12 protein-coding genes, 2 tRNA genes and 2 rRNA genes are annotated in these 17,695 nt (G+C 43.1%); 1 reads left to right on the forward strand and 15 read right to left on the reverse strand.

The window, feature by feature from the left end; all coding sequences use genetic code 11:
- Positions 1–2 precede the first annotated feature (2 nt).
- The 4 genes from ABEF84_RS12405 to ABEF84_RS12420 form a co-directional block, all read right to left on the reverse strand.
- Positions 3–1,667 carry an outer membrane protein transport protein gene (locus ABEF84_RS12405; RefSeq protein WP_347453085.1) on the reverse strand — a complete coding sequence of 555 codons (1,665 nt, stop codon included), beginning with the start codon at positions 1,665–1,667 and terminating at the stop codon, positions 3–5.
- Positions 1,668–1,679: 12 nt separating this feature from the next.
- Positions 1,680–2,843 (reverse strand): hypothetical protein, encoded by a 1,164-nt coding sequence (locus ABEF84_RS12410; protein ID WP_347453086.1) that lies wholly within the window; start codon positions 2,841–2,843, stop codon positions 1,680–1,682.
- Between the two features lie 36 nt (positions 2,844–2,879).
- On the reverse strand, positions 2,880–3,713 hold the full coding sequence (locus ABEF84_RS12415) for a C39 family peptidase (protein ID WP_034585260.1): 834 nt from the start codon (positions 3,711–3,713) through the stop codon (positions 2,880–2,882).
- 194 nt (positions 3,714–3,907) lie between these two features.
- On the reverse strand, positions 3,908–4,927 hold the full coding sequence (locus tag ABEF84_RS12420; RefSeq protein ID WP_347454746.1) for a DUF6160 family protein: 1,020 nt from the start codon (positions 4,925–4,927) through the stop codon (positions 3,908–3,910).
- A gap of 257 nt (positions 4,928–5,184) precedes the next feature.
- Here ABEF84_RS12420 and ABEF84_RS12425 point away from each other — a divergent pair, with 257 nt between their 5' ends.
- Positions 5,185–6,516 (forward strand): anthranilate synthase component I family protein, encoded by a 1,332-nt coding sequence (locus ABEF84_RS12425; protein WP_034585264.1) that lies wholly within the window; start codon positions 5,185–5,187, stop codon positions 6,514–6,516.
- A gap of 122 nt (positions 6,517–6,638) precedes the next feature.
- Here ABEF84_RS12425 and hisC read toward each other — a convergent pair whose 3' ends face one another.
- The 11 genes from hisC to ABEF84_RS12480 all read right to left on the reverse strand — a co-directional run bounded on the left by hisC (position 6,639) and on the right by ABEF84_RS12480 (position 17,649).
- Positions 6,639–7,727 carry a histidinol-phosphate transaminase gene (gene hisC, locus ABEF84_RS12430; protein ID WP_034583389.1) on the reverse strand — a complete coding sequence of 363 codons (1,089 nt, stop codon included), beginning with the start codon at positions 7,725–7,727 and terminating at the stop codon, positions 6,639–6,641.
- A gap of 67 nt (positions 7,728–7,794) precedes the next feature.
- A complete protein-coding gene (hisD, locus tag ABEF84_RS12435) occupies positions 7,795–9,096 on the reverse strand; it encodes a histidinol dehydrogenase (protein WP_161788373.1) in 1,302 nt (433 codons plus the stop codon).
- 185 nt (positions 9,097–9,281) lie between these two features.
- Positions 9,282–9,983, reverse strand: a complete 702-nt coding sequence (hisG, locus tag ABEF84_RS12440; protein WP_034583387.1) for an ATP phosphoribosyltransferase — start codon at positions 9,981–9,983, stop codon at positions 9,282–9,284.
- Positions 9,983–11,239 carry a UDP-N-acetylglucosamine 1-carboxyvinyltransferase gene (gene murA, locus ABEF84_RS12445; RefSeq protein WP_347455965.1) on the reverse strand — a complete coding sequence of 419 codons (1,257 nt, stop codon included), beginning with the start codon at positions 11,237–11,239 and terminating at the stop codon, positions 9,983–9,985. Before murA ends, hisG begins: the two co-directional genes overlap by 1 nt.
- A 7-nt stretch (positions 11,240–11,246) precedes the next feature.
- Positions 11,247–11,498 carry a BolA family iron metabolism protein IbaG gene (ibaG, locus tag ABEF84_RS12450; protein WP_034583384.1) on the reverse strand — a complete coding sequence of 84 codons (252 nt, stop codon included), beginning with the start codon at positions 11,496–11,498 and terminating at the stop codon, positions 11,247–11,249.
- A gap of 135 nt (positions 11,499–11,633) precedes the next feature.
- A complete protein-coding gene (hpf, locus tag ABEF84_RS12455) occupies positions 11,634–11,966 on the reverse strand; it encodes a ribosome hibernation-promoting factor, HPF/YfiA family (protein WP_034583383.1) in 333 nt (110 codons plus the stop codon).
- 178 nt (positions 11,967–12,144) lie between these two features.
- Positions 12,145–13,599 (reverse strand): RNA polymerase factor sigma-54, encoded by a 1,455-nt coding sequence (locus ABEF84_RS12460; RefSeq protein WP_034583381.1) that lies wholly within the window; start codon positions 13,597–13,599, stop codon positions 12,145–12,147.
- 241 nt (positions 13,600–13,840) lie between these two features.
- Positions 13,841–13,955, reverse strand: a 5S ribosomal RNA gene (gene rrf / locus ABEF84_RS12465).
- 190 nt (positions 13,956–14,145) lie between these two features.
- Positions 14,146–17,034 (reverse strand): 23S ribosomal RNA (locus tag ABEF84_RS12470).
- A gap of 396 nt (positions 17,035–17,430) precedes the next feature.
- Positions 17,431–17,506 (reverse strand) — tRNA-Ala (locus tag ABEF84_RS12475).
- Positions 17,507–17,572: 66 nt separating this feature from the next.
- Positions 17,573–17,649: transfer RNA gene (locus ABEF84_RS12480), tRNA-Ile, on the reverse strand.
- Positions 17,650–17,695 lie beyond the last annotated feature (46 nt).

The raw sequence follows: 17,695 nt of genomic DNA on the forward strand, positions 1-17,695 counted from the left end.
CTTTACCAACGTGTGCGGTAGTTCAAACCTAAAATTGTAATTTTGGTATCAGTTTTGACATTTAAGCCTGCATATGGGTTAAGTAATAAATTATTAACCCCGGTTTGGTTGGCCAAACTACTGGTATTTGCTGGGATATTATCCTTACTGCGCAAGAAACCAATGGATAAATCAAGTTCTGTATCTGCATCAAAGCGATAGCCTACCCCCATACCAAAAAGTTGTGCACCGTTAATTGGCACCATGGTATTTCGCTTGTCATCTGGAATTGCAGATGTACGTGGCTCATAACCCATACGCAGCTTTAATCGGTCTGTCGCTGAATATTCAAGTCCCACACCAAAGTTCCATGGTGACTCAAAGCCTAAAGGAAGCGCTAATGAAGTATCAGTCACATTTGCAGACAATAATTTTGCAATTTTAAGCGCTGAAATTTGCCGGTCGAACTCAAATTTAAACTGATCCCACGCCGCATAATTGGTCCAGCCCACATCCACATTAATTTGCAGATCAGGCATAATTTTGTATTTAATGCCAGCCTGAATATGCTCTGGATATTCAAAATCCATTGATACTAAACCAGATTCACTGGATGGAATATAGGTAGGGAATCCAAGAATCGCTGCCAGAATCTGCCCTGTTGGAGAAGTCATCAATCCTTTGATCATTTCCTGTGGCGCCTTAGCATTATCAATATGGTATTTGCCTTTCAAACGCATTTTGGCTGCACTTTGATAAACCAGACCAAAGCTAAAATCTTCAGTTGGCTCCCAAAGTACCCCCAAGTTATAACTTGGGCTTAAGTTTTGTTCAACTGCCAATTGCATCTGACCAAATTTACCAAATGGGTTCATACCTTCATCAGCATTACAGATCCCCAAAAGTAAAATGTCAGTAATGATGTCTGAATTTTCTTTAAATGGTGTACAAACGACCTCATCGATCATGCGTAGCATGCCAATCAGCTCATTCGGAAAACGCAAATCCGTTTTCATTGCAATAGCTTGGTATGACATTCCGATGGATGCGCCAATAGATAGCTGATCACTGACTTCATAACCAATCGATGGCGATAAATACGTGATACGCTCCAGAGCAACTTGTTGCCCCATAAAGTTGGCAGGATTACCATTTTCATGACCAAAACCAGCAACCAAAGGCGCATAAACAGCAGTTGCATAAGTGGCTTTTGAACCCGGTGGGTTATAAGCGATCCCCATGGTGGGTGCAACTAAAGGTAAGCCTTCACCTAAATCAACCATCTTTTTCAAGAAGGGAACATACAGACTCGCATATTCAACGTCACCCGTCACTTTATCTTTAAAGTCGGTGCACAAATCAGATGATACTTCAGGCCCATCATTACAAACCAATGGATCATCTGAATAACCAAAGACGTTATAGCCAGCAGGTACAGAGAACTCACGCTGAATATCGAAGTTTGCCACCACAATTTGCTGTTCAGTTTGCAAACCATCAATTTTTGTCAGGCCTGCCGGGTTAAAGTGAATCGAGTTCACCCCAGGTGGATCTGCTGTAACCGCGTTCCCCATAGCCAATGAACGTAAATCTACAGAAAGGTTTGTTCCTAACTGAGCAAACGAAACCGATGAATACCCCGCCAGTATAATGCCTGCCAATAGCGGGTTAAGTCGAATGTATTTCATGCGACACCCCTATTAGCGGATTTTTTTGCCGAAGCCTAAGATATCAAGCGGGAAAGATAAACCAAGTGATACATCTGGTGCATCTTCAGTCAGACCAAAGCCAAGTGTTCCATTCACAATGGTGTCAGGTGAAGTACGTACACCTAATGAAATAGAGAAAGTCGAGCTGGTTTGGTCAGCTGATGAGTAACTTTCTTTTATACCATTACCATTGTCAGCATAAATAAATTCAGCTCCTGTATTAAAGCTTTGTTGATATGACATGGTCATGGACACGTCATAGTTAAATGAATAGGCAAAACCAAATGCGAAACCACCACTGATACCCGGATCAAACTCGTCAATAATTCGGCTACCACGACGCTGGTTTAACCCTGATTCTTTAAAGCCATAGTTTGCAGAAACAGAGGCAAACAGTACCACCGGATCAATATATTTACGGGTACTCGCACCGATCCCTGCAGAATAATAACCTTTACCTGTCGCCAAATCTGTCGCCGCATTGATTTCATAAGGGCTATCGCCTGTCTTAGTCGACAAGTTACCAAATAAAATCAGTGGTAAACGGCCAGCTTTCAACGGAAATGGCTCCCACCGCGCCCCTAGGCTAATATCACCTAATCCTGCTGTTGAGGTATCTTTCAGCAGATCCGTTTTTGCAACCATCGGAACAGATGCGGTTAAAGTCAGGTTATCTTTTAAACCGTACTGTAAGGTAAATGTATTAGTAATGGTATGCGAGGCATTTTCTTGTACACGCAGTTGATAGAGCTGACCTTGAGCCATTTCCAGATCAAGTTGCGTGTCACGATAATAAGTATAATCAAGATCGTAATAAGATGAGATTTCACCTTGCTTGATCAGCGAATACTGACGTTCACTTGAAGTAAACACTTCCTCAAGGTTGGTTTCTTGGGTTGCATCACCTTCTTGTTTTTGCAATGCCTGGCTTGCTGTAGTTGGTTGTACTGGTTCTGGCGTTGCATTTTGCTCCTCTACTTCCTGAACTGTTTCATAACCACCTAATTCAGGCTCTACCTCAACAGATTCAGTCGTTTCCTCTACGGCTTCGTATTCCCCCAATGCAACGTCATCATTTGCATAAGCTACCCCCATCGCCATCTGAACACTGAGTACCAGTAGTGTCTTATTCATCCATTGACTTTTCATATCCATTCCACCGTATTATTTTTTAATTCCATAATGTCCGCATTATTTGTTTTTGTAATAAAGTCTAAGAAAGTTATGCTCAAATTTTCCAAAATTTTCCGATTCTGAATTGCGATTACGATTTTTGCTGATGGTTGATGCCTTATCAGCAATTTTATCCATATAAAACTGAGGGTATTGAATATCTGCTAATGCATAACGATTAATAACTGAATCTTCTACATGACGTAAGTCTTGATCTTGAATTGCTAAAAAGTCTTTACGATATTGTTCAGGCACATTAATTAAAAATAGTGTGTTATTCTCCCAAACATCCTTAAAGCGTTGTTCGTCAAAACTGATATTACCAATAGCCGGATCTGCCACATAGACTCGACCATTTTTATAACCTTTATAAACAACAAAGTGTTTAAAACCCGCATAGGAAATTGGCACAATCGCTGGTTGTCCCTGTTTAATCAGGTCATTAAATTCGCCGCGGTAACCGCCACTCTCTAGCCCCAGTGCAGCAACAAAGCGTTTCATATCTAACAATGAGAAGCTACGGCGTTCTACAATTTTTTCTGTTTCGCCATATTTCATCAGACCATTCATAATCTGTTGCTCATTTAGCTGAGTGCCTACATAACCGTTGAGCAGTGTCGTCAGTGCTGCTGAACCACAGCTGTAATCATAAGCTTGACGGACAATACCTCTAAATTGATTTTCAATGGCTGGGCGAACCTGAACGGCCTCTTGATGCATACGAACAAAAGAATCATTACGCGAATCGAGGACTTCAGCGTACTTGATGGTTCCTGGAGGCTGTTGCTTTAAATCAAAGGCTTCTTTGGCAGCGTAATACATCAATGCCGAGCCCAATGCAATCTCTAACATAATTTTGACTTTTTCTTTTTATCGGCATTAATTGCCATGCATGTCAGTTATTATCATAGAGTTTTCACTCTACTTCCTTGTAACCTTCAAGATACCTTTTTTTTCAAAAAATAACAGCTTTTTTTTTATGTTTAAGATGAACGCAGTAGACATAAAAAAAGCGCGTATAAATACGCGCTCTTTTTGAAGGCAAATTAGTGACCTGCAATAGTAATAATAGCACCTTGCTGATAACCAGTTCCACCTAATGCAGCTGGAGCGCCATAATAGGTTTGCATATTTTGAATTTCAACGTCGCCAATTGATGCTGCACTATCACTACCAATACGTACGCCTGTCACATAGTTATCATGTGCACCACTTGTACTCACAATGCGAATATAACCATTTGGATAAGTAGTATTTGCCGCATCTGTTCCAAAAATACTAATTGATTGATTCAATGCTAAATCAAGTTGACCAGCATCCGCCACTTGAATTTTATCTAAGTGTAACACACCTGCAGCACGGTTATCTTTTGAACCATCACCAGTACCTTGTTTAGTTGAATTATCAACGATACCTAGATTTTCAATGGTTAAACCACCGATCATAGTAGCATTCAATTTAATCATTGCGCCTTGAGGTGCTGCACCCAATTGAATGTTAGCAGACATTGGACCGGTTTTTACAGAAAGACCTGTTAAAATAGCGTTTTCAACCCCTTTACCCCCACGGCGAAGTGTATCTGTATTATCTTCTCCACCGTCAGCAGTATTATCTGCACCTTGTACAGCTGATGCCACAACACCGATTTCACCGATATTGATATCCAAGCCAGAAACTTTAGCTGCAATATTAATGAATGGATTAGCATCACCAGCATCAGAATCAATTGTTAAGTCAGCCAAGTTACGAGAAGCAAGTAGATAAGCACCATTATTGTCATAGTTTGCGCCAATCACCACACCGTGAGCTGCTGTTTGGCCTGAACCATTCGCTTTAATATAGATCGCACCAGCATCACCAGTACCACCTAAAGCAGTATCTGCCAAACCATCATTATCATGGATGAATACTTTTCCAATTTCGACTCTAGAGATACCGATACCGATACTTAAACCGTCTTGACCTGTTGTCGCACTTAGAGATGCATCGTCCATTGCTTGCATCGCCATTGCATTTGCACTCAAAGCAACTGAAGTAGCTAACGCTAATTTAGTAAATTTTTTCATTCGTACTCTCCCAAGAGTATTATTTTTTTGGTTTTTAATCACTCTCTGTTCGCATTGTGTTTTTACTTTTATGACAACACAAACAATTAATCCTTGAGTGATTTGCTCGCATGACTAAGTTAGCTTTATGTTAATTTTTGATCAACTGCTGTTGGTCATTTTTTATGTTTCGCCGACAAACGGTAAACACAAGTTTCCTCTCATTTTTCTATGGAATTAAGATAAAATCGAGACAATCCACTCATTTTTCAAACAGAATGCACAGCACAACATACCAAACTCTCCTTAGCACTCTCAATGTTAAAGCACATGATATTTTGGCAGCATTACACTCATTAGATCATGTCGTCTTTTTAGAAAACCAAGGAAAACCTTTTATTGCTTTTAATGCTGATCAATATGTGTTGATTCAAAATGGAAATATACAGTCTTATCAACAAAATACCTTTGATGAATACGTAAAAATTAATAGTGAACTAAGCCTCAACTTTCAGTCTGCTGGTCAAAACAATTCAGAGAAATTCAATGGTGGATACGTAGGTTTTGTTTCTTATGATTATGCAGCACAGCAACATATAAAAAATAAACAACGTCAGCAGCCGGCATTGTTTATCGGCCAGTTTTCTACTTATCTGGAATATAACCAAGAGGGATGGCTATTTAAAAGCTCAGATCCAAATGCTAAAGAAATTTTCCAAAATATTCAGATGCTAATTAATCAATATCGATATAAAACTGAATTCAGTCTACTATCTCCATGTATAGCACGCTGGGATAAATCTGCTTATCAACAGGCATTTGATAAGGTTCAGGAATATATTAAAGCCGGTGACTGTTATCAGATTAACCTCACCCAAGAATTCACAGCACAAGCTCAAGGCTCGCTTTTGGCTACAGCAGACAAATTCTGGCAGCTGACCGATGCCCCTTATGCAGGTTACTTACGTGTAGGTGAATTTGAACTTATAAGCTGTTCACCCGAGCTATTTATTGAATTTCAACCTCAGCGAAAAATCATTACCAAGCCGATCAAAGGCACCATGCCGCGCTATGCCGATCCAATCTTGGATGAACAGTCTAAGCAGACCTTAATCAACTCTAAAAAGGATCAGGCTGAAAATGTCATGATCGTGGATCTATTAAGGAATGACCTGAGTGTTTATGCAGAAACAGGCTCAGTTAAAACACCAAAGCTGTTCAACATTGAAAGCTTTAACCAGGTTCACCATATGGTCAGTGAAGTTGAGGCCAAGTTAAAAGCTGATATCAATCCATTTGATATGCTGATGTCAGCTCTACCCGGTGGTTCAATTACAGGTGCGCCAAAAATTCGTGCCATGCAGATTATTGAAGAACTAGAAGGTGCACCACGCGGAGCCTATTGCGGTTCACTCGGTTATTTTAATTTTGATGGAACAGGTTCCTGGAATATTCTGATTCGTTCACTTCAGAAATACCAAGATAATGTGTCTTTATGGGCTGGTGGTGGTATTACTATTTCTTCGGATTGTGATGCGGAATATCAGGAATGTTTTGATAAAGTGTCTGCAATGCTGGATTTACTTAATACCTGGTATACGCCTGAATAAATCAAAAAAGCGACTCGATTGAATCGCTTTTTTATGAATCTCCCCTAGCCCCTCTTTGTAAAAGAGGGGGATTCCTTCCTTTATAAAGGTGAGGAACATTGCTCCGCAAGGGAGAGATTCTATTAAACTAAAATCTCATTTTTCAATGTATCAACTAACCGCTGATTCTGCTCATCTGTGCCAATAGTAATCCGCAGGAATTGGTTGATACGCGGCTTATTGAAATAACGAACGATAATACCGCGCTCACGTAGTTCCGCTGCCAGTTCACCTGCATCTTTGCTTGGCAATGAAGCAAAAATAAAGTTGGCTTTTGAAGGTAGTACCTTAAAGCCAAGTTCAACCAGTTGGGCAATCAGCTTTTCACGACTGGCAATGACTTTGGCATTTTGTGCTTCGAAATATTCCTGATCTTCAAAAGAAGCCACGGCTGCCGCAATCGCAAAACGATCCATCGGATAGGAGTTAAAGCTGTTTTTCACTGCTTCCAGTGCTGCAATCAGATGTGGTTGTGCAATCGCAAAACCGACACGTAACCCTGCTAATGAACGGGACTTAGAAGTCGTTTGACACACAACCAAGTTTTCATACTTCTCAATCAGGCTGACTGCAGATTCAGCACCAAAATCTACATAAGCCTCATCAATTACGACGACTGAATTCGGATTGGCTTGTAGTATTTCTTCAATGGCAGACAAACCCAATGCAATACTGGTTGGTGCATTTGGATTGGTGATAATAATGCCGCCATTTGGCTGTTTATAATCTGCTACCACAATTTCAAAATTTTCATTTAGTGGTAATACTTTGGTTTTAACCCCAAAGAACTGGCTATAAACCGGATAGAAGCTATAAGTGATATCAGGATATAGAAGCGGCAATTCCTGAATAAAGAAGGCTTTAAAGATATGCGCCAGAACTTCATCAGAGCCGTTACCGACAAAGACATTTTCAGCCGCAACCTTCTGCTGTTTCGCAATTGCCTGTTTTAGTTCTGATGCATCGGGATCTGGATAAAGACGCAATACGTCCGCACCATTAGCTAAAACTTTTTGCACCGCTTCCACCACTTTCGGTGATGGTGGATATGGATTTTCATTGGTATTTAATTTTAACAGGTTCTGGATTTTTGGTTGTTCGCCTGGCACATATGGTTCCAGCTCACGTACTTCAGGACTCCAAAAACGCATTTGTTCTGTGGTGATATTCATGGATTAATCTCAAATTCTGTCTCAAAAAAGGGCTGATCAATCAGCCCTCAAAAAAATCTTTTCAAGCTTATTGATAGCGATAACGTGCTGAGCGGGCATGTGCATCCAGATTTTCCTGTTGCGCCAGAACATCTGCCGTTTTCGCCAAGGTTTTCACGCCCTCTTCAGAACACATGATCAGGCTGGAGCGTTTCTGGAAATCATACACACCAAGTGGTGATGAGAAACGTGCAGTACCAGAGGTTGGCAACACATGGTTTGGACCAGCACAGTAATCACCAATCGCTTCTGGCGTATAGCGTCCCATAAAGATCGCACCGGCATGACGGATCTCTTCAGCCATCTCTTGTGCCTCATCTAGACATAACATCAAATGTTCTGGCGCAACCTGGTTAATCAGTTCAATACCTTCAGCACGGTCTTTGACCACTACCAATGCGCCACGATTGGCAATCGAAGTACGGGCAATCTCAGCTTTAGGCAAAGCTTCCAAATGTTTTTCAATCCACTCACCTACGGCATTCAAAAGCTCTTCATCAGGAGTAATAAAAACAGCTTGTGCCACAGTGTCATGCTCAGCCTGTGACAATAAATCCATTGCCAGCCACTCTGCATTATTTTTACCTTCAGCATACACCAAAATTTCAGAAGGCCCTGCGATCATGTCGATACCGACCTGACCAAAGACCGCACGTTTTGCCGCAGCCACGAAACGGTTACCCGGACCAGTGATTTTGTCGACACGCGGAATAGTCTCTGTACCATAGGCCAACGCAGCAACTGCCTGTGCACCACCAATAGTGAATACACGATGCACGCCAGCCAGATAAGCCGCAGCCAGTACCAATGGATTCAGCTCACCCTTTGGTGCAGGTACCACCATGATGATTTCACCTACACCTGCCACATGGGCCGGCACCGCATTCATCAACACTGAAGATGGATAAGAAGCCAGACCACCTGGTACATAGATTCCCACACGATCCAGTGGAGTAACTTTTTGACCTAAGGTATTGCCTAGAGCATCCACATAAGTCCAGCCATCCTGTTTTTGTGCCTGGTGAAATTCACGGATACGCTTTGCTGCCAGTTCTAGCGCTTCACGCACTTCTGGGCTTAAACTTTCAAATGCTGCTTTAAGTTGTTCTTGAGTCAGTTCCAGATCTGAAAATTGATGCGCTGGATGTCGATCGAACTGCTGAGTTAATTTAAGAACATGAGCATCACCATACTGACGTACATCAGCGATGATTTGGTCTACGGTTTTTAAAAGTTCAGGATCACTCACTGTTTCAAAAGCCAGCAAGTCTGCAAAAGCTTGCTTGAAGTTTTGATCTTGAGTCGATAAACGTCGCATCAATTTACCCACAAGGTTGATATGGAAAAGATTAGTTTACCTTTTTTAAAGGCACTTGTGGTTATCATTCTGCAGCATCAGACACGAGTTTTATTGAAAATTACTTTCGCCACAATTGATGAAGGAATTTAATTAACTGAAAAGATGTCAGTTATAAAAAAGCCATCCCGAAGGATGGCCTATTTGATTCTTAAAATTTAAGCTTTTTTCGCTTTTTGGCGTTCTTCAACCGCTTTTTCCAACTGGGCAATAATCGGATTTAACAGAGTCTGTTTACGTTTAAAGCTGGCTTTATTCACAATTAGACGGGAAGATACCTTACAGATTTCTTCCAAAGGTTCCAGACCATTAGCACGCAGCGTATTGCCCGTATCGACCACGTCGACAATGTAATCACCCAGACCCACCAGTGGCGCTAACTCCATTGAGCCATACAGCTTGATCACATCCACTTGCTCGCCAAGGCTCGCATAGTATTGACGAGTCAAGTTAACATATTTGGTCGCAATCTTTAAACGGCCTTTCGGACGTTCCATACCCACCTTGCCGGCTGTCATTAATTTACAGTTGGCAATTTTCAGATCCAGCGGCTCATACACGTTTTGCGCACCATGTTCCATCAACACATCTTTACCCGCAACACCCAAGTCTGCTGCACCATTTTCAACATAGGTCGGTACATCAGAAGCACGCAGAATCAGGATACGCACATGCTTATGTGTGGTCGGGAAAATCAGTTTCCGTGATTTGTCCGGATCTTCTAACAGGTTGATCCCCGCTGTTTCCAACAGAGGAAGAGTTTCTTTTAAGATACGGCCCTTGCTTAATGCTAAAGTTAAACCATGATCAAAATTGCCCATTACGTCAAAGTTTGGATCATCGTTTCTCATATCGCTCATTAACTTACTCGCTTAATTTGGGCACCTAAACCTTGTAACTTCGCTTCAACATTTTCATAACCGCGGTCAATATGATAGATCCGGTCAATCACTGTTTCCCCGTCTGCGGCAAGCGCTGCCAGCACCAGAGAGAATGAAGCGCGTAAATCCGTTGCCATCACCGGGGCTGCAGAAAGTTTTTCTACGCCAGTAACAACAGCATCATTACCTTCGACCTGAATATTGGCACCCATACGTGCCAGTTCAGGAACATGCATGAAACGGTTTTCAAAAATCGTTTCAGAAATTGTCGCAAAACCACGAGCGATGGTATTCACTGCCATCAACTGGGCTTGCATATCTGTCGGAAATTCTGGATGTGGCAAGGTACGGAAGCTGACTGCTTTCGGACGTTTCCCCATCATGTCCAGTTCAATCCAATCCTCACCACGGGTGACTTCTGCGCCCATCTCTTCAAACTTGTCCAGGACAGATTCAAGCAGGTTTGGATCGGTATGGGTGGTTTTGACACGACCACCGGTAATAGCAGCAGCGGCCAGATAGGAACCAGTTTCAATCCGGTCAGCCACCACTGCATGTTCACAGCCATGCAGATGTTCTACACCGGTCACTACCAATGTATCGGTGTCCAGACCTTCAATCTTAGCACCCATCTTGATCAGCATTTGAGCCAGATCGGTAATTTCCGGTTCACGGGCTGCATTTCGAATGGTGGTGACACCATCAGCAAGGACAGCGGCCATTAGAATATTTTCGGTACCACCCACAGTCACCATATCAAAGACAATTTCGCCACCTTTCAAACGACCGTCAATTTTGGCATGGACATAACCCGCTTCAACTTCTATCTCTGCACCTAAAGCTTCTAAAGCCTTCAAATGCTGATCGACTGGACGCGAACCAATGGCACAACCACCAGGCAAAGACACCTGCGCACTACCGTAGCGCGCCAGCAAAGGACCAAGCACCAAAATGGATGCACGCATGGTTTTTACGAGTTCGTATGGTGCGAACTGGTTGGTCAGTGTTGAAGTATCCGCAACAACCGTATCACCTTCATAAGTCATAGTGATACCGAGGCCGGCAATGAGTTTAACCAATGTATTTACATCTTTCAGATTCGGCACATTGGTCAGTTTGGTAGGAGTCTCTGCAAGAATCATTGCAGCCAGGAGTGGTAGTGCTGCATTCTTTGCACCAGAAATACGCACTTCACCTTCGAGCTTATTGCCGCCCTGAATTAAAAATTTATCCATTAATCTATTAAGCTCCGAATAAGCTTGCTTTGCGCCATTCTTCTTTGGTCATTGCGCGAATTGTCACGGCATGGACTTCACCACTGGCAATATAAGAGTTGAGAGGAGCATAAACAGCTTGTTGGCGAGCAACTGGACGCTTACCTTCGAATTGATCATCCACAATACGGAGATCATATTTACCGCCTTGGCCAGTCACAACAATTTCAGCCTCAGGGAACGCGGCTTTTAAGACTTCAGCGAGCTGTTCATTATTCATCACAAGACCTCTTATAGGACTAACGGTGTAAAACGGATCATTTTACTATAAATAAAAAAAATAATTCATTAGTCATATACATTATATCTATAAAAAAAGAGGCTTTTAAAAACCTCTTTTTTTCAATTTTACTGATTATATTGCGATTGGCTGATAATTCAGATTCATTTTACGATAACGATCGATCTGTTTTTTCAATTTTTCTGTCAAAAGTTTAATCGAAGTATACATGTCGTCCGCATTGGCATGAGCAAAAAACTCAATTCCTGGTAACCGTACAATAGCTTCTGCGATATGGTTGCTGCTTCCTTTTTTAGAACGCTTATCAATTTGGTGATCTTTAGAAAGTTTAATCTGCATACTGTTCACTTGATCCAGATGCTTGGTGATCTGTGCGAACTTTGTTTTTATATTTTCTTCAATTGCTGGCGTAATAGATAAATGATGTCCACGAATTGTTATTTGCATAATTCTATCCCTCACCTTCGTTAGGATTAGAAGAGTCACAGTCAAATGATCGAATGACAATAACCGATGCAAAGCTACAGTTCAGCTAATGGATTAAATCATTTAACGGTTCCTCAAAAGTAAAAAGATATTCATCATGCTGTCATGATGAATATCTAGAATAGTCAAATTTTCAAGCTCAGATCAAGACCTTTCTTTCAGAAGATGAAGGAATATGTAACGATTCACGATATTTAGCGACTGTACGACGTGCCACATCAATCCCCTCTTCTTTCAAAAGATTCGCAATCGCATTATCTGACAATGGTTTACGTGTATTCTCTTCCGCGATCAGTTTTTTGATCTTGGCACGGATTGCAGTTGAAGAAGCTTCGCCACCAGACGTCGTTCCGACATGACTCGAGAAGAAATACTTCAACTCGAATAGACCACGTGGAGTCAACATATATTTGTTGGTGGTCACACGAGATACGGTTGATTCATGCAGTTCGACTTCTTCAGCAATGTCACGCAGTACCAGCGGCTTCATACCCTCAGCGCCAATTTCCAAAAAAGCTTTTTGATGCTCAACAATACAGGTGGCGACTTTTAATAACGTTTTATGGCGCTCATCAATACTCTTGATAAAGTTTTTTGCTTCCAGCATCTGGTTACGCAAATACTGGTTATCGTCACTCTGATCCGCCCGTTTAATCATATTGGCATAAAACGAATTGACGCGCAGTTTCGGCATCACATCCGGATTCAGCATCACTTGCCAGCTATCATTCTTTTTGGCCACCACAACATCAGGCACCTGATAATCTGAATCACGATCTTCAAATTCCAGCCCTGGATGTGGTTTTAAGGTTTTTAGCAGATCTACTGCACTGCGTAATTGATCAGGGTTCAAGCCAGTTTGCTTGATCAGTTTAGGCAATTCATTGGTGATGAGGAGTTCATAGTGCTGCATCAGTTTGATCGCAGCATCGCGGCAAGGGGTAGATGCAGGCAGATTCTCTAATTGCACCATCAAACATTCAGCAAGATTACGTGAACCTACACCCACGGGTTCCAGACGTTGAATATGTTTAAGCACCACAAGGACTTCATCATTTTCGACTTCGTCCTCATAATCCATACTTTCTAATAGGTGTTGAACAGAAACAGTAATCTCTTCAATTTCAACTTCCAGAAAGCCTTTATCATCCAATGAATCAATGATGTAATGGGCAATCAGCTGATCAATTTTGGAAAAATGTAGCAGATTGACTTGTTCAATTAAATGCTGTTTCAGGCCTAAATGCCCCTGGCGATTATCTTCACGCTCTTCAAATTCAGCAGCACCAAGGCTCGTTGGCTGATGGGTATAGACATCATCCCAATCAGTATCTACAGGCAAATCATCCGGCAAATGATCTGCATTCAATTCATTGGTTAAATCTTTCTGCTCACGCTCAGCAAGATCAGCCGTTGATAAGCTTTCGATGCTCGATTGTTCTTCAACTTTTTCCAGCAAAGGGTTACTGTCCAGCTGCAACTGGATTTCCTGTTCCAGTTCTAGACTAGATAATTGCAGTAATCGGATTGCCTGCTGTAATTGTGGAGTTAATGACAGCGAGTTCGCAACTTTTAAGCCCACTGATAATTTCATTGTTACCCCTCATTTTTAAATCGCGCTCTATAAGCAATTTTTATGCCGCTTTTAATTTTTATAACACAGTTTTTGCAAAACACATATAAAACTTTGATGATTTTCTAGACTTAATTTTGCAAAGCTTATAAATATTTATATTTTTTAATAATTTAGTTTTAACCAAAAATTATTACTTCAAACAAAAACCCACGCATAAAAAAACACCCCCTGATTTGGTCAGGGGGTGTTTAGAATAATGAGCTGGCGATGACTTACTCTCACATGGCAAACGCCACACTACCATCAGCGCGAAGAGGTTTCACTTCTGAGTTCGGGAAGGGATCAGGTGGTTCACTCTTGCTATGGTCGCCAGCACAACTGGGATGGATACTCGCTTGGTCTTATCTGCGTTGCTTTCGCTTCGCTTGCCTTGCTTTCTACCAAATAGGTTTCATTAACAGGTCTATCTGAGTTGAACATTGTATCTAGCATTTCAACTAAATCAAGTTGCTTTGATGCTTTATGAATCAATTGTTGCTTTGTATACAACTGCTTGGGCGTTGTATAGTCAAGCCTCACGAGCAATTAGTATTGGTCAGCTTCATGCATCACTGCACTTCCACACCCAACCTATCAACGTCCTAGTCTCGAACGGCTCTTTAGAGGACATAAAGTCCTAGGGAAATCTAATCTTGAGGTAGGCTTCCCGCTTAGATGCTTTCAGCGGTTATCCCTTCCGAACATAGCTACCCGGCGATGCGACTGGCGTCACAACCGGTACACCAGAGGTTCGTCCACTCTGGTCCTCTCGTACTAGGAGCAGATCCTCTCAAATTTCCAGCGCCCACGGTAGATAGGGACCGAACTGTCTCACGACGTTCTAAACCCAGCTCGCGTACCTCTTTAAATGGCGAACAGCCATACCCTTGGGACCTGCTTCAGCCCCAGGATGAGATGAGCCGACATCGAGGTGCCAAACACCGCCGTCGATATGAACTCTTGGGCGGTATCAGCCTGTTATCCCCAGAGTACCTTTTATCCGTTGAGCGATGGCCCTTCCATACAGAACCACCGGATCACTAAGACCTACTTTCGTACCTGCTCGACTTGTGGGTCTCGCAGTTAAGCGCGCTTTTGCCTTTATACTCTACGCGTGATTTCCGACCACGCTGAGCGCACCTTCGTACTCCTCCGTTACTCTTTAGGAGGAGACCGCCCCAGTCAAACTACCCACCAGACACGGTCCTCGTCCCGGATTACGGGACAGAGTTAGAACCTCAATATTACCAGGGTGGTATTTCAAGATTGGCTCCATAGCAACTAGCGTCGCTACTTCAAAGCCTCCCACCTATCCTACACAAGTAAGATCAAAGTTCAGTGTCAAGCTGCAGTAAAGGTTCACGGGGTCTTTCCGTCTAGCCGCGGGTACACCGCATCTTCACGGCGAATTCGATTTCACTGAGCCTCTGCTGGAGACAGCGCCGCCATCATTATGCCATTCGTGCAGGTCGGAACTTACCCGACAAGGAATTTCGCTACCTTAGGACCGTTATAGTTACGGCCGCCGTTTACTGGGGCTTCGATCAAGAGCTTCGCTTACGCTAACCCCATCAATTAACCTTCCAGCACCGGGCAGGCATCACACCCTATACGTCCACTTTCGTGTTTGCAGAGTGCTATGTTTTTAATAAACAGTTGCAGCGGCCTGGTTTCTGAGGCTGTCAACAGCTCAAGGAGCAAGTCCTATCACCATCGACAGCGTACCTTCTCCCGAAGTTACGGTACCATTTTGCCTAGTTCCTTCAGCAGAGTTCTCTCAAGCGCTTTGGTCTACTCGACCTGACCACCTGTGTCGGTTTCGGGTACGATTCCAGTGTAACTGAAGCTTAGAGACTTTTCCTGGAAGTATGGTATCAGCCACTTCACCAGTAAACTGGCTTGCTATCAGATCTCAGCATAGAGCACCCCGGATTTGCCTAAGATGCATGCCTACTTCCTTCCACCTGGACAACCAACGCCAGGCTGACTTAACCTTCTCCGTCCTCTCATCGCATTACACTGAAGTATTGGAATATTAACCAATTTCCCATCGACTACGCCTCTCGGCCTCGCCTTAGGGGTCGACTCACCCAGCCCCGATTAACGTTGGACTGGAACCCTTGGTCTTTCAGCGAACGGGTTTTTCACCCGTTTTGTCGTTACTCACGTCAGCATTCGCACTTCTGATACCTCCAGCATGCTTCTCAACACACCTTCATTGGCTTACAGAACGCTCCCCTACCACTTACGCATAAGCGTAAATCCGCAGCTTCGGTACATAGTTTTAGCCCCGTTACATCTTCCGCGCAGGCCGACTCGACTAGTGAGCTATTACGCTTTCTTTAAAGGGTGGCTGCTTCTAAGCCAACCTCCTAGCTGTCTATGCCTTCCCACATCGTTTCCCACTTAACTATGATTTTGGGACCTTAGCTGGCGGTCTGGATTGTTTTCCTCTTGACTACGGACGTTAGCACCCGCAGTCTGTCTCCCGGATAGTACTCATTGGTATTCGGAGTTTGCATCGGTTTGGTAAGTCGGGATGACCCCCTAGCCGAAACAGTGCTCTACCCCCAATGGTATTCGTCCGAGGCGCTACCTAAATAGCTTTCGGGGAGAACCAGCTATCACCGAGTTTGATTAGCCTTTCACCCCTATCCACAAGTCATCCCCTGGCTTTTCAACGACAGTGGGTTCGGTCCTCCAGTTAGTGTTACCCAACCTTCAACCTGCTCATGGATAGATCACCCGGTTTCGGGTCTACACCCAGCAACTATACGCCCTATTAAGACTCGATTTCTCTACGGCTCCCCTACACGGTTAACCTCGCTACTGAATGTAAGTCGCTGACCCATTATACAAAAGGTACGCAGTCACCCCGAAGGGCTCCCACTGCTTGTATGCATGCGGTTTCAGGATCTATTTCACTCCCCTCACAGGGGTTCTTTTCGCCTTTCCCTCACGGTACTGGTTCACTATCGGTCAGTCAGGAGTATTTAGCCTTGGAGGATGGTCCCCCCATATTCAGACAAGGTTTCACGTGCCTCGCCCTACTCGACATCATCATATCAGCCCTTTCGTGTACAGGACTATCACCCACTATGGTTGCACTTCCCAGAGCATTCCACTAAAACTGATATGACTTAATGGGCTGTTCCCCGTTCGCTCGCCGCTACTGAGGGAATCTCAATTGATTTCTTTTCCTACGGGTACTGAGATGTTTCACTTCTCCGCGTTCGCCTCATAAACCTATGTATTCAGTTTATGATACCGACCTTATAGCCGGTGGGTTTCCCCATTCAGACATCTCCGGATCACAGGATATTTGCCGCCTCCCCGGAGCTTTTCGCAGGCTATCACGTCTTTCATCGCCTCTGACTGCCAAGGCATCCACCACATGCACTTAATTACTTGACTATACAACCCCAAACAGTCGTTACACCTACAAGTCAGTGTAGCAACAAGTTCCACCAGTAAACTGGCTTCTCTTACAGTTTGTTGTTCTGTGCACTTAAGCACCGTACAGCTTCAATTAGATTCACGTACCAAAACGCTTGATTCAGTTAATTTCGCTAGTTCTCATTCAATCACTTCAACTTCACAACCAAAGTCGTGTCGTTTCCGCTCTCTTATGAGATTGAACAAATTATTTCAACTCAAATATATTCTGTTAATGATTTTTCTCGTCTTCGTCAGACCGAGAAACTGTGATAAATCACAGAGATTAGTAAGTGGTGCGTAGTATACGCTTCCATTTCACTAATCTCTATAAGCTATCAAACTGTTTGCTTATTACGTATTCGAACGAATACGTGGTGGAGACTAGGAGAGTCGAACTCCTGACCTCCTGCGTGCAAAGCAGGCGCTCTACCAACTAAGCTAAGTCCCCAGCTTATCAATAAGTCAATGTATCGTTCCGTTTCTGTTCGCTCTGCAATTAACGCTTCGTCAGTAGTGGTGGGTCTGACAAGACTTGAACTTGTGACCCCACGCTTATCAAGCGTGTGCTCTAACCAACTGAGCTACAGACCCTCAGATACATCGTCATGAAGAACAACTTGTTGTGGATTCTTACCGA

The sequence above is a fragment of the Acinetobacter sp. ANC 7912 genome (assembly GCF_039862785.1).
In the GTDB taxonomy this organism is placed as follows: domain Bacteria; phylum Pseudomonadota; class Gammaproteobacteria; order Pseudomonadales; family Moraxellaceae; genus Acinetobacter; species Acinetobacter thermotolerans.

What these genes read in the sequence shown, in the direction of transcription:
- ABEF84_RS12405 (WP_347453085.1), bottom strand. Translation starts at nt 1,667, where the DNA reads ATGAAATACATTCGACTTAACCCGCTATTGGCAGGCATTATACTGGCG.
- ABEF84_RS12410 (WP_347453086.1), bottom strand. Translation starts at nt 2,843, where the DNA reads ATGGATATGAAAAGTCAATGGATGAATAAGACACTACTGGTACTCAGT.
- ABEF84_RS12415 (WP_034585260.1), bottom strand. Translation starts at nt 3,713, where the DNA reads ATGTTAGAGATTGCATTGGGCTCGGCATTGATGTATTACGCTGCCAAA.
- ABEF84_RS12420 (WP_347454746.1), bottom strand. Translation starts at nt 4,927, where the DNA reads ATGAAAAAATTTACTAAATTAGCGTTAGCTACTTCAGTTGCTTTGAGT.
- ABEF84_RS12425 (WP_034585264.1), top strand. Translation starts at nt 5,185, where the DNA reads ATGCACAGCACAACATACCAAACTCTCCTTAGCACTCTCAATGTTAAA.
- hisC (WP_034583389.1), bottom strand. Translation starts at nt 7,727, where the DNA reads ATGAATATCACCACAGAACAAATGCGTTTTTGGAGTCCTGAAGTACGT.
- hisG (WP_034583387.1), bottom strand. Translation starts at nt 9,983, where the DNA reads ATGAGCGATATGAGAAACGATGATCCAAACTTTGACGTAATGGGCAAT.
- murA (WP_347455965.1), bottom strand. Translation starts at nt 11,239, where the DNA reads ATGGATAAATTTTTAATTCAGGGCGGCAATAAGCTCGAAGGTGAAGTG.
- ibaG (WP_034583384.1), bottom strand. Translation starts at nt 11,498, where the DNA reads ATGAATAATGAACAGCTCGCTGAAGTCTTAAAAGCCGCGTTCCCTGAG.
- hpf (WP_034583383.1), bottom strand. Translation starts at nt 11,966, where the DNA reads ATGCAAATAACAATTCGTGGACATCATTTATCTATTACGCCAGCAATT.
- ABEF84_RS12460 (WP_034583381.1), bottom strand. Translation starts at nt 13,599, where the DNA reads ATGAAATTATCAGTGGGCTTAAAAGTTGCGAACTCGCTGTCATTAACT.